The organism is Dankookia sp. GCM10030260 (genome assembly GCF_042666655.1).
Classification (GTDB): Bacteria; Pseudomonadota; Alphaproteobacteria; order Acetobacterales; family Acetobacteraceae; genus Paracraurococcus.
Window position 1 is genome coordinate 955,690 of record NZ_JBHTDE010000002.1, and the last position, 16,405, is coordinate 972,094.

General features: G+C 70.3%; 13 protein-coding genes. 9 read left to right on the forward strand and 4 right to left on the reverse strand.

Annotated elements, in window-relative coordinates; all coding sequences use genetic code 11:
• Positions 1-2: 2 nt before the first annotated feature.
• From ACFQS7_RS10950 to ACFQS7_RS10965, 4 genes are read right to left on the reverse strand one after another with little or no spacing between them, the layout of a single operon-like run.
• The gene (locus tag ACFQS7_RS10950) at positions 3-842 is read right to left on the reverse strand and encodes a UPF0280 family protein (protein ID WP_380067079.1); all 840 of its coding nucleotides are present in this window, start codon (positions 840-842) and stop codon (positions 3-5) included.
• Positions 839-2,323, reverse strand: a complete 1,485-nt coding sequence (locus ACFQS7_RS10955; RefSeq protein WP_380067080.1) for a 6-hydroxynicotinate reductase — start codon at positions 2,321-2,323, stop codon at positions 839-841. Before ACFQS7_RS10955 ends, ACFQS7_RS10950 begins: the two co-directional genes overlap by 4 nt.
• The gene (locus ACFQS7_RS10960; RefSeq protein WP_380067081.1) at positions 2,320-5,001 is read right to left on the reverse strand and encodes a molybdopterin-dependent oxidoreductase; all 2,682 of its coding nucleotides are present in this window, start codon (positions 4,999-5,001) and stop codon (positions 2,320-2,322) included. The genes ACFQS7_RS10955 and ACFQS7_RS10960 overlap by 4 nt, the downstream gene beginning before the upstream one ends.
• Positions 4,998-5,861 (reverse strand): FAD binding domain-containing protein, encoded by an 864-nt coding sequence (locus ACFQS7_RS10965; protein WP_380067082.1) that lies wholly within the window; start codon positions 5,859-5,861, stop codon positions 4,998-5,000. The genes ACFQS7_RS10960 and ACFQS7_RS10965 overlap by 4 nt, the downstream gene beginning before the upstream one ends.
• A 137-nt stretch (positions 5,862-5,998) precedes the next feature.
• Between ACFQS7_RS10965 and ACFQS7_RS10970 the strand changes: the two genes are divergently transcribed.
• From ACFQS7_RS10970 to ACFQS7_RS11010, 9 genes are all read left to right on the forward strand, one after another.
• Positions 5,999-7,198 carry an amidohydrolase family protein gene (locus tag ACFQS7_RS10970; protein WP_380067083.1) on the forward strand — a complete coding sequence of 400 codons (1,200 nt, stop codon included), beginning with the start codon at positions 5,999-6,001 and terminating at the stop codon, positions 7,196-7,198.
• 462 nt (positions 7,199-7,660) lie between these two features.
• The gene (locus ACFQS7_RS10975) at positions 7,661-8,245 is read left to right on the forward strand and encodes an amino acid synthesis family protein (protein WP_380067084.1); all 585 of its coding nucleotides are present in this window, start codon (positions 7,661-7,663) and stop codon (positions 8,243-8,245) included.
• Positions 8,246-8,486: 241 nt separating this feature from the next.
• Positions 8,487-9,269, forward strand: a complete 783-nt coding sequence (locus ACFQS7_RS10980) for an ABC transporter ATP-binding protein (RefSeq protein WP_380067246.1) — start codon at positions 8,487-8,489, stop codon at positions 9,267-9,269.
• Positions 9,269-10,009 carry an ABC transporter ATP-binding protein gene (locus ACFQS7_RS10985; RefSeq protein WP_380067085.1) on the forward strand — a complete coding sequence of 247 codons (741 nt, stop codon included), beginning with the start codon at positions 9,269-9,271 and terminating at the stop codon, positions 10,007-10,009. The genes ACFQS7_RS10980 and ACFQS7_RS10985 overlap by 1 nt, the downstream gene beginning before the upstream one ends.
• A 65-nt stretch (positions 10,010-10,074) precedes the next feature.
• A complete protein-coding gene (locus tag ACFQS7_RS10990) occupies positions 10,075-11,313 on the forward strand; it encodes an ABC transporter substrate-binding protein (RefSeq protein WP_380067086.1) in 1,239 nt (412 codons plus the stop codon).
• A 19-nt stretch (positions 11,314-11,332) separates the two neighbouring features.
• A complete protein-coding gene (locus ACFQS7_RS10995; RefSeq protein ID WP_380067087.1) occupies positions 11,333-12,562 on the forward strand; it encodes an ABC transporter substrate-binding protein in 1,230 nt (409 codons plus the stop codon).
• A gap of 54 nt (positions 12,563-12,616) precedes the next feature.
• On the forward strand, positions 12,617-13,846 hold the full coding sequence (locus ACFQS7_RS11000) for an ABC transporter substrate-binding protein (protein WP_380067088.1): 1,230 nt from the start codon (positions 12,617-12,619) through the stop codon (positions 13,844-13,846).
• Between the two features lie 58 nt (positions 13,847-13,904).
• On the forward strand, positions 13,905-15,134 hold the full coding sequence (locus tag ACFQS7_RS11005; protein WP_380067089.1) for an ABC transporter substrate-binding protein: 1,230 nt from the start codon (positions 13,905-13,907) through the stop codon (positions 15,132-15,134).
• A 21-nt stretch (positions 15,135-15,155) separates the two neighbouring features.
• A complete protein-coding gene (locus tag ACFQS7_RS11010; protein WP_380067090.1) occupies positions 15,156-16,376 on the forward strand; it encodes an ABC transporter substrate-binding protein in 1,221 nt (406 codons plus the stop codon).
• The last annotated feature ends 29 nt before the right edge of the window (positions 16,377-16,405 follow it).

The following is a 16,405-nucleotide window of genomic DNA, read 5'->3' on the forward strand; positions in this document are numbered from 1 at the left end:
GGTCAGCAGCCCGGCAGCAGCCGCGGCGCGCCCACCGCGCGCAGCCTGCCCTGCACCACCAGCAACGCGCCCTCGATCAGGCCGCGCTGCAGCAGCAGCTCCGCCTCCGCCTCGCCGGCATCGAGCGCCGCCTCGATCATATCGTCCGGCAAGGCGCCGACCGCGACGGTGACCGGCAGGCTGCCGAGGTCGCTGTCGGGGTCGAGGCTGTCGGCCGGCGCCCGTTGCACCGCCGGATGATCGGCATCGACCGCATTGGCGATGACGGTGGCCGCCGCATCCGCCTGTGCGGCCCTTGCCGCCAGCACCGTCACCGCATCGGCGATGCCGCGGGAGAAGCTGCGGCCCGGCCAGCCGGAAGTGGCGACGCCGCGCACCGCATCGGCCGCCGCGATCCGCACCAGCCCCTCGGGCGCCGCGCGTTCCAGGCTCGGCACCAGGCCGATCCGCAGCACCTGCCCGGGGGCGAGGAAGAGCGCGATGTCGCCACCGTTGTTGACATGGGCCATGAGCAGGCCGGGGATGGCGGCGATCGCCTCCAGCACCTCCTCTGCCACCGCGCCGGCGACGGCGGCCATGGGGGTGATGAAGCCGCGACGGAAGGGCCAGACCGCGGCGGCCATGCGGCGGGCGACCGGGCCGCTCAGCGCCGGTGGATCGGCGCCCAGCGGCAGGCGCAGCGACGGCAATTCGGTGGCGAGGCCGGCCAGCAACCCCTCGAAGGCGCCGGCGGCGCGGCGAGTGGCCTCGGCCACGGCGGCGCGGGTGCCGTCGAGGCCGATCACCAGGTCGATCGGCCCATCCTGCAGATGAAGGCGGCCATCGGGCAGGGAGGCGATCATGGCGCCGGCCAAGGGTTCTGTGCCGGCCAGGGGTCGTGCCGCGCCGCGTCGCCGTATTCGGCCAGCACGCGCTCCAGCGGCACCGCATGGTCCACATGGCCGCCGAGCCGGGCGTAAAGGTCGGCGCGCAGGGTAAACTCGATCGGCGCCACCAGCGCCGGCGTCGGCACGTAGCCGAAGGCGCCGTCCGGCACCCGCAGCACGTCGGCCATGATGGTGATGCCGCCGCCGGGCCAGAGCGTACAGGGCGCGCCGCCGATGGTCACGCGGACCAGCGATCGCTGCACTTCCCGCGTCAGCAGCACGGGATTCTCGGTGACGCCGGCGCGGAGCGACCCGCCGGCCCCGGCCATGAAGAGAATGGAGGTCAGCGCCGGCTCGCAATTCTCGCCGATCCGCTCAACGGTCTGCACCACGGCGGGCGGCGCCTTGGCCGGCACCGGGCGCAGTGTCTCGTCGAGCTCGGCATAGAGGAAATCCTCGCCCGTGGTGCTGGTCAGCAGCAGGCGCAGGCCGGGCCAGGCGATCTTCGGGTCGATGCTCTCGAGCACCGAGAGCGGGTCGGTGATGTCAGTGCCGCCCCAGCCGGTGCCGGGATGCGCCACCTGGAAATACCGCCCCGGCGTGGAGCGCCGGCCGCGCACCCGGATGCCGGTCGGCGGCACGTCGAGGCACTTGCCGGCCTGATGCTCCGACAGCACGCCGGTGATGTGGTCGTCGACCACGATCACCTCGTCCACATGGCCATGCCATTGCTGGGCGAAGATGCCGATCGCGGCACTCCCGCAGCCGACCCGCATGCGGCGTTCGGGCACGCCGTTAACGATCGGCGCCGCGCCGGCCTGCAGCACGAGCTTGGCGCCGCCATCGATCGTCACCTCCACCGCCTGCTTGCCGCAGAGCTTCAGCATGGCGGCGCAGGTGACGTTGCCCTCGCGCTTGCTGCCGCCGGTCAGGTGCCGCACGCCGCCGAGGCTGAGCATCTGGCTGCCGTATTCGGCGGTGGTGACATGGCCGATCTGCTCGCCATCGACCCGCACCGCGGCGGTCTCGGCGCCCAGATGCCGGTCGGTGTCGATCTTCACCTTCAGCCCGCAATAGCTGAAGATGCCCTCGGTCACGACGGTGACGGTATCGACGCCCTCATGCCGCGAGCCGACGATGAAAGGCGCCGGCTTGTAGTCGGGATAGGTGGTGCCGGCGCCGATGGCGGTGACGAAGATCTCCTCGCGCGGCGCGAGGCCGCCGGCCCAGTCCTCGGCGCCTTCCAGGAACGGCACCGTCCCGCCGCCCGCCTCCACGGTGCGGGTCATCAGCACCAGCGGGTCGGTGCGGACCAGGGCGCCGTCCTCGTTCGCGTAGCGGCTGCAGGCCCCGGCCCGACCGGGGCGGATGCGGCAGAGCACCGGGCAGGCATCGCAGCGGACGATGCCCTCGTTGCCCTCGCGCGCGCCGAAGATCGCGGTCCGGTCGGTGCTCATCGTGCCATCGCCTCCAGCAGCCGGTGCGGCAGGGCAGGGACCCGGGTCACACTCACGCCCGTGGCGTCGCGGATGGCGGAGAGGATCGCCGGCGCGGTCGGCACCAGGGCCGGCTCGCCGATCCCCTTGGCGCCGTAGGGACCGAGCGGCTCGCGGTCCTCCACCAGGATGCACTCGATCGCCGGGACGTCGCCGACGGTCGGGATCAGGTAGTCGTGCAGGTTCTCGGTCCGGCCGGGCAGGTATTCCTCCATCAAGGCGAGGCCGATCCCCTGGGCGATGCCGCCCTGGATCTGGCCCTCGACCAAGGTCGGGTTGATGGCGCGGCCGACATCATGCGCCGCGACGATGCGGGACAGGTGGACCGTGCCGAGCTCCCTGTCCACCGAAAGCGCCGCGACCTGCGCGGCGAAGCCATAGGTGGCGTAGGGGATGCCCTGGCCCTCGGCATCCAGCGGCACGGTTGGCGGGTCGAAGCGGCCGATGCCCTCCAGCGGCGCCTCAAGCGCCAGCGGGCGCCCGTCGACCAGCAGCGTGCCGCCGCGTAGCGCCAGCCGCGCCTCCGGCCCCGCATTGGCGCGCAGCAGGATCGCATCGCGCAGCGCCGCGCCCGCCGCCTGCGCCGCGCGGCCGCTGACGAAGGTCTGGCGGGAGGCGCTGGTCTTGCCGGCATCGGCGGTCAGGTCGGTATCGCCCAGCACAAGGCGGAAATCGGCCACCGGCAATCCCAGCGCATCGGCGGCGATCTGCAGCAGCACGGTGGTGCTGCCCTGGCCGATATCGACGGCGCCGTTGTGGAAGACCGGCCCCTCCGGGGCCAACGTCACCCGCATGGTCGATGGGTTGGACATGCCGGTATTGCCGATGCCGTACCACATGCAGGCGATGCCTACGCCTTGCCGCCGGGGGCCGCCGCGGGCATTCGCCGCCGTGGCCTCTTCCCGCAGCGCCCGCCAGCGCGGCCGCAGCGCCTCCAGGCAGGCGACCAGGCCGACCGAATGTTCCATCACCTGGCCGGTCGCCGTCGTGTCGCCGACGCGCAGCGCGTTCAGCACCCGGAATTCCAGCCGGTCCAGCCCAGCCGCATCGGCCAGCCGGTCCCACAGCGCTTCCTGCGCGATCGCCGCCTGCGGCACGCCGAAGCCGCGGAAGGCGCCGGAGGGCGGGTTGTTGGTGAGGATCGCGCGCGCCCGCGCCGCCACCGCCGGCACCCGGTAGGGCCCCATGCAATGCACCGGCACCCGGCCGGCAACGGTCGGGCCCCAGCTTGCATAGGCCCCGGTGTCGAAGACGCCCTCGAAGGCGAGGCCGGTCAGCCGCCCGGCCGCATCGCAGCCGGCCCGCGCGGCGATGCGGGCGGGGTGGCGCTTGGTGCTGGCGGCCATGCTCTCCGGCCGCGGCAGCACCGCCCGCACCGGCCGGCGCAGCAGCCAGGCGGCGATGGCCAGCATCGGCTGGATCGAGACGTCGAGCTTGCCGCCGAAGCCGCCGCCACAGGCGGAGGGGATGATCCGCACATCCGCCTGCGGGATGCCGAGCACGCCCGCCACCTCCTCGAGGTCCATGTACGGCGCCTGAGTGCAGGCGAAGACCTCCATCCGATCGCCGACACGCTGCGCCCAGCCGGCCTCGGGCTCGATATAGGCGTGCTCCACGAAGCCGGTCTCTATGCCGATCTCCGCGACATGCGCGCTGCCGGCCAGCGCGGCCTCCGCATTGCCGGAGACGACGCGGCCGCTGGTCAGGACGTTGTCCGGCCAGCGCGCGTGCAGCGCGTCGCCGCCCGCCAGCGTCACCGGCGCCAGTTCCTCGAAGGCGATCGGCAATTCGTCCAGGCGGATCGCCTCCAGCGTCGGCCGGTCGCCGACCAGGGCGCAGACCACGTCGCCGCGGTAGCGCAGCTCGCCGGTAGAGAAGACCGGCTGGTCCTTGATGTCCGGATAGATGCCGAAGCCGTTCCGCCCGGGCACGTCGGCCGCGGTCAGCACCCGCACCAGGCCGGGATGCCGCGCCAGGACCGGCGCCCAGTCGCCGAAGGTGAAACGGGCGCGCGCATGGGGGCTGCGCACTGCGCGCAGCCAGAGCGCATCGGCCGGCGCCGCATCGGCGCCGAACAGGTCGGCGCCGCAGAGCTTGGCCGCGCCATCCGCCCGCGGCATGCGGGCGCCGACCGCCGCGCCGGCGGCGGGCAGCGGCGCCGCAGGCGCATCGCCGAGGAAGGCATGCGCATCCAACACCGCGTCGAGGATCTTGCGGTAGCCGGTGCAGCGGCAGAGCACGCCGCCCAGCGCGGCCATCGCCTGGGCCTCGTCCGGCTGCGGCGTCGCCGCCAGCAATTCGCTCGCCGCCAGCAGCATGCCCGGCGAGCAGATGCCGCACTGCGCCGCGCCGTGGTGCAGGAAGGCGCGCTGCAACGCGGCGCCCATCGGCGTCGCCGCCAGGCCTTCGATCGTGGTCACGCTGCGGCCCGCCGCCTGCGCCAGCGGCACCAGGCAGGCGCAGGCCTGGGCGCCGTCGAGCAGCACGGTGCAGGCGCCGCAATCGCCGGCGTCGCACCCGACCTTGGTGCCGGTCAGGCCGAGCTGGTCGCGCAGCGCGCTGCTCAGCCGCGTGGCGGGCGGTGCCGCGACCGCCTGGGCGGCGCCGTTCACCGTCAGCAGGATCGCCTGGGCGGTCATGCCGCGCGCGCCTCGGCCGGGGGAGCCAGGGCGCGGCGCAGCAGCACCAGCGCCGCCTGGCGGCGATAGGCGGCCGTGGCGCGGATGTCGTCGATCGGCGTGAGCGCCGCCAAGTGCGCCGCGGCCGGGATGCTGGCGGCCGCCGCCAGCGGCAGGCCGGCCAGCGCCGCCTCCAGCCCCGGCAGCCGCTGTGCCACGGCCGAGCAGGCGCCGACGGCGATGCGGGCGCGGGCGATGCGGCCTGCCTCGACCTCGATCACCGCGACGACCATGACGATCGAGATCACCAGATAGGTCCGGGCGCCCAGCTTCTCGAACCGCGCCACCGACCCAGGCGCCGCCTTCGGCACCAGCACCGCGGTGGCGATCTCGCCCGGCGCCAGCGCGGTCTGCCGGTTGCCCCGGAGGAAGTCGCCGAGGGCCAGCCGCCGCACCCCGCCGAGGCAGGCCAGCTCGATCTCCGCATCCAGCGCCAGCAGCGGCGGCACGCCATCCGCGGCGGGGGAGGCGTTGCAGAGATTGCCGACCAGCGTCCCCCGGTTCTGCACCTGCGCCCCGCCGACCTGGCGCGCCGCCTGGCGCAGCGCGTCGAACCAGGGCGGCAGCGCGGCATCCCGCAGCGCCGCCCAGGTGACCAGGGCACCGATGCGGTGGTGGTCGCCGCGATCCTCGATCCCGGCCAGCTCCGGCAGCGCCGAGAGGTCGAGTAACGGGCGGTCCACCGGACGCATCCAGGCCTCGGCCGCCGCGCGGGCCGGGTAGATGTCGGTCCCGCCGGCCAGCAGCAGCGGTGGCTCGGGCGCCTCGGCCAGCAGGGCCAGGGCCTCGGTCAGGCGCGTCGGTCGGCGATAGGCGGTCATGTTGCTCCGGGATCGTCCAACCGGCGCCGCCGCGCGGCACCTTCGGTCCGGGTGTAGCAAACCACGGGCCGGGGCGCCGGACTATCCTCGCGCGCGGCCGCTCGCTAGGCTCCGCCCCGCGTGGCGGAGGTTCGGCGATGGCGGTGGAGCAGGCGGCGGGACCCGCGAAGGGCCGGACCCTGGTGCGGAACATCGGCCTGCTGCTCTCGGGCGACCTGGCCCTGCCGCTGCTGGAGGCCGACGGCATCCTGATCGAGGACGGGAAGATCGCCGCCATCGGCCGCGGCGCCGACCTCGCCGGCCGCGGCCCGGTCGACGGCGTCATCGACGCACATGGCTGCGCCGTCTCGCCCGGCCTGGTCGACAGCCATGTCCACCCGGTCTTCGGCGACTGGACTCCGCGGCAAAACCAGATCGGCTGGGTCGAGAGCTTCCTCAACGGTGGCGTCACCACGATGATCTCGGCCGGCGAGGTCCACCTGCCCGGCCGGCCGAAAGACATCGTCGGGCTCAAGGCTTTGGCCATCACCGCGCAGCGCGCCTTCTTCAATGCCCGTCCGGCCGGGGTGAAGGTGCTGGCCGGTGCCCCGGTGCTCGAGTTGGGCATGGAGGAGCACGACTTCGCCGAACTCGCCGCCGCCGGGGTCACCCTGCTCGGCGAGGTCGGGCTCGGCAGCGTCAAGACCGGCTACCAGGCGCGGGAGATGGTCGCCTGGGCGCGGAAATACGGTATCCAGAGCACCATCCACACTGGCGGCCCCTCGGTTCCCGGCAGCAGCATGATCGACCGCGACACGGTGCTGGAGGCGGATGCCGACATCATCGGCCATATCAACGGCGGCCATACCAGCCTGCCCGAGGCGCATGTCTGCGAGCTCTGCGAGCGCTCCTCCCGCGCCATCGAGCTGGTCCACAACGGCAACGAGCGGGTGGCGATCGCGGCGGTCCAGGCGGCGCGCGACCTCGGCCAGCTGCACCGGGTCATCCTCGGCACCGACAGCCCGGCAGGGTCGGGCGTGCAGCCGCTGGGCATCCTGCGGATGATCGCGTTGCTGTCGTCGCTCGGCGGCATCCCGGCGGCGCAGGCCTTCGCCCTGGCGACCGGCAATACCGCGCGCATCCGCGGCCTCGATGCCGGGCTGATCGAGATCGGCCGCGCCGCCGACCTGGTGTTCCTCGACCGCGCCCAGCACAGCGCAGGGCGGGACATGCTGCACAGCCTGGAGCTGGGCGACCTGCCCGGCATCGGCGGGGTGATGATCGACGGGGCGATGCGTTGCGGCCGCAGCCGCAACACCCCGCCGGCCGAGCGGGTGCCCGAGGTGCCGGGTCACTGACCCAGGCCGCCGACGCCCGGGACGACGCCCAGGCGCCCTGGTCCGGTCTGAATCCGCGAGATGCGGGCGGCGATCCTCGCCTTGGGCGGGCGCTTCCCCTGTGATGCCGGCTCGAAGTACTTCCAAAGGGGCTGGAACAACGACCTCCGGCCTTGCGGGGACCGGAACACGCCGCTGCCTTCCGTGTGGGACCTCACGCCGAAGAAGATGCTGCGGCACGCATGCCGAGCCTGCACCACTGACTGCTGGAGCGATGCCAGCATCACGCTGCATTTCCCGGTCGCCATCGGCGATGCCTTCGCCCAGGTGGCGAGGGCCAGGCCCGTGGCTGACTTCAGGGCGCCGGCCGCTCGGCGCATCCCGGGCCCGATCGGTGCCATCGCCGGGCATGGCAGCCGGCTGTCCCGTCTGGCGGGGGCGAGCCGACCGGGGCAATCTGCACCCTTCGATAGGACTGCCTCCATGCCCGCCATCATCCGCAAGCTGGTCACCATCCTCGACGAGACGCGGCGCGAGATGCGCCGCGACCTTGCCATCCCGATCCGTCGGGTTGTCTGCTGCGCGGTGATCGAGAACCCCTTCGCCAGCCGCTACACGGAGGACCTGTCGGAGCTGATCGCCCAGGGCGAGGAACTCGGTGCGTTGCTGGCGGCGCGCGCGATCGCCGTCCTGGGCATCCCCGGTGACCAGGTGCAGAGCTTCGGCAAGGCCGCGGTGGTCGGCGAGGCCGGGGAGCTGGAACATGCCGCGGCACTCTTACATCCCAGGATGGGCGCGCCGGTGCGGTCGGCGTTGGGGAAGGGGCCGGCGCTAATCCCCTCTGCCAAGAAGTCGGGCGGACCGGGGACGGGCATCGACGTGCCGCTGGGCCACAAGGATGCCGCCTTCGTGCGCAGCCATTTCGACGCGATCGAGGCGCGGGTGCCGGACGCGCCGCGGGCCAACGAGATCCTGGTCTGCCTGGCACTGACCACCGGTGGCCGTCCGTTGCCGCGCATCGGCGGGCTGACCCATGCCGAGGCCGAAGGGCGCGACGGGCTGCGCTGAGCGGCAGGTTCCGGCCCGCCCGCACCATGGTGAATCCCGCGGCCTCCCTTGCATTGCGGGCGATAGACGGCCATACCTTGCCGCAACGACGGACGGTGTTACGCACTCCTGCCGCGCCAGTATGGCGCCGGGGTAGCGGGCACGCCAGAAACCGCCCAACCGCAGTCCGGTGATCATGGCCGCCCAGGTGTCGCACCTGTGGCCTATGGCCCGGAAGGCACGAGGCTGAACGGGGAGAACGATCCGGGTGTCAGACATCATCCTGGAGACCGAGGGGCTGACCAAGGAGTTCATGGGCTTCGTCGCGGTCGGCGATGTTTCCCTGAAGGTCCGGCGTGGCAGCATCCATGGCGTGATCGGCCCGAACGGGGCCGGCAAGACCACCTGCTTCAACCTGCTGACGAAGTTCCTGCAGCCGACGCGCGGCACCATCAAGTATGACGGCCGGGACATCACCAGGCTGAAGCCGGCCGAGGTCGCGCGGCTCGGACTGGTGCGCAGCTTCCAGATCTCGGCGGTCTTCCCGCATCTGACCGTGCTGGAGAACGTGCGGGTGGCGCTGCAGCGCCAGCGCGGCGGCAGCTTCGACTTCTGGCGATCCGACTCGCTGCTGCGGCAATACGACGACCGCGCCATGGCGCTGCTCGCCGATGTCGGCCTGGGCGGATACGAGCACCTGGCAGCGGGCGAGCTGCCCTATGGCCGCAAGCGCGCGCTCGAGATCGCCACCACCCTGGCGATGGAGCCGCAGATGATGCTGCTCGACGAGCCCACGGCGGGCATGGCGCATGAGGACGTGGATCGAATCGTGGCCTTGGTGAAGCGCGTCGCGGTCGGCCGCACCGTGCTGCTGGTGGAGCACAACCTGAAGGTTGTCTCCGGCCTCTGCGACACCATCACCGTGCTGGCACGTGGTTCCGTCCTGGCGGAGGGCGACTACCAGGCCGTGGCGAAGAACCCGGATGTCGTCGCTGCCTACCTGGGCAGCGAGGCGCATACCGTGACCGACGGAGTGCCGGTTTGATGTCCGCGACCCTCGACGCGCCCCGTTCCGTCGCCGCCGGCGAGGCCATGCTCGTGGTGAAGAACCTCGAGGCCTGGTACGGCGAGAGCCACATCCTGCACGGTGTCGGCCTCGAGGTCCGGCCGGGCGAGGTGGTGACGCTGCTCGGCCGCAACGGCGCCGGCAAGACCACCACCTTGCGCGCCATCATGGGCCTGGTCGGCCGCCGCGCCGGCAGCATCCGCTTCGACGGCAAGGAGACCATCGGCACGCGGTCCGACCAGATCGCCCGCGCCGGGATCGGCTACTGCCCGGAGGAGCGCGGCATCTTCGCCAGCCTGACGGTGACCGAGAACCTGATGCTGCCGCCGGTGATCCGGGCCGGCGGACTCGACCTCGACACTATCTACAAGCTTTTCCCGAACCTGAAGGAACGGGCGAACAGCCCCGGTACCAAGCTGTCGGGCGGCGAGCAGCAGATGCTGGCGATCGCCCGCATCCTGCGGACCGGCGCAAAGCTGCTGCTGCTGGACGAGCCCTCCGAGGGCCTCGCTCCGGTCATCGTGCAGCAGATCGGCGTGACGATCCGCGAACTGAAGAGCCGCGGCTTCACCGTGGTGCTGGTCGAGCAGAATTTCCGTTTCGCTCAGACGGTGGCCGACCGCCATTACGTCATGGAACACGGCCGCGTGGTGGCGGAGGTGGCGAACGCCGACCTCGCCGCCTCGATGGACCGGCTGCACGAATATCTGGGCGTCTGAATGGGGCGTCCGCGGGCTTGAACGATGCCGCCAAAAGAAGCGGCGCGATCGGGGAGAGAGGGAAGATGACAGGGACGACGAGCCGCAGAGGGATCCTGAAGGCCGCGGCGGCGCTGCCTGCCGCAGGTGGGCTGCCATGGCGCAGCGCCCGCGCGCAGGCGGCGAACACGGTGAAGATCGCGCTGCTCTGCGATTTCTCCGGCACCTATCGCGACGTGACGGGGCCGACCGAGCTTGCCTGCATCCGCCAGGCGGCGGCCGAGTTCTCCAACCGCGGCTTCAATGTCGATGTGCTCTACGGCGACAACCAGAACAAGCCGGATGTCGGCTCCAACCTGGCGCGGCAATGGATCGATCGCGAAGGCGTCGACGTCATCGTCGATGGCGGCGCGTCGTCGGTGGCGCTGGCGGTCAACGACGTGGTGCGGGAGAGGAACAAGGTCTTCCTCAACACCTCCTCGGCCACCTCGGACCTGACCGGGTCGAAGTGTTCGCCGAATACGGTGCACTGGACCTACGACACCTGGATGCTGGCCAAGTCGACCGGCGGCGCGACGGTGCGGGCCGGTGGTGATTCCTGGTATTTCGTCACCGCCGACTATGCCTTCGGCCACGCGCTGGAACGCGACACCGCGACCTTCGTGCGCAATGCCGGCGGCAAGGTCCTCGGCAGCGTGCGGACGCCCTTTCCGGGCACGACCGATTTCTCCTCCTTCATCCTGCAGGCGCAGGCTTCGAAGGCGAAGGTGATCGGCTTGGCCAATGCCGGTTCCGACACGGTGAACTGCATCAAGCAGGCATCGGAGTTCGGCCTCTCGAAGCGCGGCATCAAGCTGGCCTCGCTGCTGATGTTCCTGCCGGACGTGCATGCGATCGGGCTGCAGACGGCGCAGGGGCTGATCTGCACCGAGACTTTCTATTGGGACATGAACGACCGCACCCGCGCTTTCACCCAGAAGATGCGGCCGAACGTCAGCGTCCCGCTCTGCATGAACCATGCCGGCGGGTATGCCGCGGTGCTGCACTACCTGAAGACCGTGGCCGACATGGGCGTGGCCCAGGCCCGGGCGAGCGGTGTCGAGGCGGTCAACCGCATGAAGGCGATGCCCTGCGACGACGACTGCTTCGGCGCCGGCCAGATCCGTCAGGACGGCCGCAAGCTGCACCCGTCCTATCTCTTCGAGGTGAAGAAGCCCGAGGAGAGCCGCGGCGAGTGGGACTACTATAAGCTGCTGCAGACCACCGCGTCGGACGAGGCCTTCCGGCCGCTGGCGGATGGCGGCTGCAGCTTCGTCAAGACCTGAGCCAGGAGAGGGTCCGCCCATGCAGCTTGATCGTCGCAGCCTGATCGCCACGGGGTCCGTGCTTGCGCTGGGCGGCCTCGCTTCACGGGCATCCCGTGCGCAGGCTGCCAACACGATCAAACTGGGCGTGCTGAACGATCAGTCGGGCGTCTACCGCGACATCTCGGGCCCGACCTCGGTCGCCTGCGTCCGCCAAGCGGTGCAGGATGCCGGCAGCCACGGCTTCAACGTGGAGGTGGTCTTCGCCGACCACCAGAACCGGCCGGATGTGGGATCCAACATCGCCCGCCAATGGATCGACCGCGACGGCGTGGATGTCATCATCGACGTGCCGAACAGCGCCGTGGCGCTGGCGGTCAACGGCGTGGTGCGGGAGAAGAACAAGGTCTACCTGAACAGCACCGCCGCGACCGCCGACCTGACCGGGGCGCAATGCAGTCCGAACACGGTGCATTGGACCTACGACACCTGGATGCTGGCGCGCAGCACCGGCGGCGCTATGGTGAAGGCGGGCGGCGACACCTGGTACTTCATCACCGCCGACTATGCCTTCGGCCATGCGCTGGAGCGCGACACGTCGAATTTCGTCAAGGCGCAGAACGGCCGCGTGATCGGCGCGGTGCGCCATCCGCTGGGCAATACCGATTTCTCCTCCTTCCTGGTGCAGGCGCAATCCTCCCGCGCCAAGGTGGTCGGCCTGGCCAATGCCGGCGCGGATACCATCAACGCGGTCAAGCAGGCGGCCGAATTCGGCCTGACCCGGCGCAGCACCAAGCTGGCCGTGCTGCTGATGTTCATCAACGACGTCCACGGGCTCGGCTTGCAGGCGGCGCAGGGGCTGGTCTGCACCGAGACCTTCTACTGGGACCTCAACGACCGAACCCGCGCCTTCACCGCCAAGGTGAAGCCGCAGCTCGCGGGCAACATGCCGGCCATGTCGCATGCCGGCTGTTATGCCTCGGTCCTGCACTACCTGAAGGCGGCGGCCGACATGGGCGTGGCACAGGCCAAGGCGGACGGTGCCGCGGCGGTGGCCCGGATGAAGGCGATGCCGACGGATGACGACTGCTTCGGCGCGGGTACCATCCGCGCCGACGGACGCAAGATCCACCCATCCTACCTGTTCGAGGTGAAGGCCCCGAACGAGAGTAAGGGGCCTTGGGACTACTACAAGCTGCTGCAGACCACGCCTGCCGAGGAAGCCTTCCGGCCACTTGCCGAGGGTGGCTGCCCGCTGGTCCGCAGCTGAGTTCACCGAAGACCGGGCCTGGATGCCTGGAGACGTACAGCAGGGCGAAATTCGATGCAGCTTTCACGCAGACATCTGTTGGCCACTGGGGCTGCCGCCGGCGCGGTCACCGCCCTGCCGCGGCTTTCCCGCGCCCAGGCGGCGAATACCATCCGCATCGGCGTGATGAACGACATGTCCGGCACCTACAAGGACAATACCGGGCCCGGCTCGGTCGCCTGCGCGCAGCAGGCGATCGCCGAATTCGGCAGCAAGGGCTTCAATGTCGAGCTGATCTTCGCCGACCACCAGAACAAGCCCGATGTCGGCGTCAACCTGGCGCGGCAGTGGTACGACCAGGGCGTCGACATGATCCTCGACGTGCCGACCTCATCGGTCGGCCTCGCGGTGCAGAATGTCTCGCGCGAGAAGAACAAGCTGGCGCTCAATGTCGGCTCGGCGACCTCCGACCTGACCGGCACGCAGTGCTCACCGGCCGGCCTGCACTGGGCCTACGACACCTACATGCTGGCGAAGTCGACCGGCGGCGCCACCGTGAAGGCAGGCGGCGACACTTGGTACTTCATCACCGCCGACTATGCTTTCGGCCATGCGCTGGAACGCGACACCTCGAACTTCGTCAAGGCGGCCGGCGGCAAGGTGCTCGGCGCGGTGCGCACGCCCTTCCCGGCGACCTCGGACTTCTCCGCCTTCCTGTTGCAAGCGACGGCGGCCAAGCCGAAGGTCATCGGCTTCGCCAACGCTGGGTCGGACACCATCAACTGCGTCAAGCAGGCCGCCGAGTTCGGCGTCACCAAGCGCGGCATCAAGCTCGCCGCGCTGCTGATGTTCATCACCGACGTGCATTCCATCGGCCTCCAGACCGGGCAGGGGCTGGTCTGCTCCGAGACCTTCTACTGGGACCTGAACGACCGCACCCGCGCCTTCACCAAGCGGGTGCTGCCGAAGATGCCCAACCTCTATCCCAACATGATCCATGCCGGCTGCTATTCGGCGACGCTGCACTACCTGAAGACGGTGGCCGAGATGGGCGTCGCCGCCGCCAAGGGCTCGGGCACCGAGGTGGTCAACCGCATGAAGGCGATGCCGACCGACGACGATGCCTTCGGCCCCGGCAGCATCCGCATTGACGGCCGCAAGATCGCGCCATCCTACCTCTTCGAGGTGAAGAAGCCCGAGGAAAGCAAGGGTCCCTGGGACTACTACAAGCCGCTGCAGGACACCCCGGCCGCCGAGGCCTGGCGTCCGCTGGCGGAGGGCAACTGCCCGCTGGTCCGTAGCTAGACATCCAGCGCCGCGGGGAAGGCCTCCGCGGCGTCGCTGTCCCACAGGAGAAGTTTGTATGTCGTTGTCGCGTCGTAGCCTGCTCGCCGCCTCCGTTGGCGCCACCATGATGCCTGCCCTGCCGCGCCTCGCCGGAGCGCAGGCGGCGAACACCATCCGCATCGGCGTGCTGAACGACCAGTCGGGCACCTATCGCGACATCTCCGGCCCCTATGGCGTCGAATGCACCCGCCAGGCCGTGGCCGAGTTCGGCAACAAGGGCTTCAACGTCGAGGTCACCTTCGCCGACCACCAGAACAAGCCCGATGTCGGCGTGAACATCGCCCGCCAGTGGTATGATCAGGGCGTCGACATGATCCTCGACGTGCCGACCAGTTCGGTCGGCCTCGCGGTCAACAACGTCGCGCGCGAGAAGAACAAGGCCTACATCAACACCGGCTCGGCGACCTCCGACCTGACCGGCGCGCAGTGCAGCCCGAACACGGTGCACTGGATGTACGACACCTACATGCTGGCCAAGTCGACCGGCGGCGCCATGGTGAAGGCCGGGGGTGATTCCTGGTTCTTCATCACCGCCGACTATGCCTTCGGCCATGCGCTGGAACGCGACACCGGCACCTTCGTGAAGGCGGCGGGCGGCAAGGTCAACGGCGCGGTGCGCTATCCCTTCCCGGCGACGTCGGACTTCAGCAGCTTCCTGTTGCAGGCGAAATCTTCGCGCGCCAAGGTCATCGGCCTGGCCAATGCCGGCGCCGACACCATCAACAGCATCAAGCAGGCCGCCGAATTCGGCATCATGAAGGGCGGCACCAAGCTGGCCGCGCTGCTGATGTTCCTGCCGGACGTGCATGCGCTCGGCCTGCAGACCGCGCAGGGCCTGGTGCTGACCGAGAGCTTCTACTGGGACCTGAACGACCGCACCCGCGCGGTGACCGAGCGCCTGAAGCCGCGGCTGAAGGACATCAAGCCGAACATGGCCTCGATCGCCAACTACTCGGCGGCGCTGCACTACCTGAAGGCGGTCGCCGACATGGGCGTCGCGGCCTCCAAGGTCTCCGGCCTCGATGTCGTCAACCGTATGAAGGCGATGCCGACCGACGACGACGCCTTCGGCCCGGGCCGCATCCGCGAGGACGGCCGCAAGCTCTGCCCATCCTACCTGTTCGAGGTGAAGACCCCGGCCGAGAGCAAGGCACCGTGGGACTACTACAAGCTGCTGCAGACCACGCCTGCCGAGGACGCCTTCCGGCCGATGAGCGAGGGTGGCTGCAGCTTCGTGAAGGCATAACAACAAAGGGGAGGAAGGGACATGTCGTTGAACAGGCGCGAAGTGCTTGCCGCGGGGGCTGCCACGGTGCTCGGTGGGCTGCCCCGGGCGCGCGCCCAGGGCGGCCAGGTGGTCCGCCTCGGCGTCCTCACCGACATGTCCGGCCCCTATCGCGACACCACCGGTCCGGGCAGCGTCGCCCTGACCCAGCAGGCGGTGCAGGATTTCGGCAGCCGCGGCTTCCAGGTGGAGGTGCTGCAGGCCGACCACCAGAACAAGCCGGATGTCGGGGCCAACATCGCCCGGCAATGGTTCGACCAGGGCGTCGATGCCGTGGTCGACCTGCCGACCTCATCCGTCGCGCTGGCGGTCAACCAGATCGCGCGGGAGAAGAACAAGGTCCATCTGAACTCGGGCGCCGCGACCTCGGACCTGACCGGCGCGCAGTGCAGCCCGAACACCGTGCACTGGACCTATGACACCTACATGCTGGCGAAGTCCACTGGCGCCGCCATCGTCAAGACCGGGGGTGATTCCTGGTTCTTCATCACCGCCGACTACGCCTTCGGCCATGCGCTGGAACGCGACACCTCCAACTTCGTCAGGGCGCAGGGCGGCCGGGTGCTGGGCAACGTGCGCTATCCCTTCCCGGCGACCACGGACTTCTCCGCCTTCCTGCTGCAGGCGCAGGCGTCGAAGGCCAAGGTGCTCGGCTTCGCCAACGCCTCGACCGACACGGTCAACTGCATCAAGGGCGCCCGCGAATTCGGGCTGCAGCGCTCGATGAAATTCGCCGCGCTGCTGATGGGCATCGTCGACGTCAAGTCGCTCGGGCTCGAGGCCGGGCAGGGGCTGAACCTGACCGAGGCCTTCTACTGGGACCTCAATGACCGCACCCGGGCGCTGACCGAGCGCGTGCGGGCGAAGAACGAGGGCCGCCCGCCGGCCATGGTGCCGGCAGGCTGCTACGGCGCGGTGCTGCACTACCTGAAGGCTGTCGCCGACATGGGCGTGCCGGCGGCCAAGGCGAGCGGCGTCGAGGCGGTGAACCGGATGAAGGCGATGCCGGCCGACGACGATGCCTTCGGTGCCAGTACGATCCGGCCCGACGGCCGCTGCATCCACCCGGCCTACCTGTTCGAGGTCAAGGCGCCGGGCGAATCCCGCAATCCCTGGGACCTGTACAAGCTGGCCGCCACCACCCCGGGCGAGGAGGCCTTCCGGCCGCTCGCCGAGGGTGGCTGCCCGCTCGTCCGCAGCTGACCCAATAAACCAAGGACCGAGACCACCCG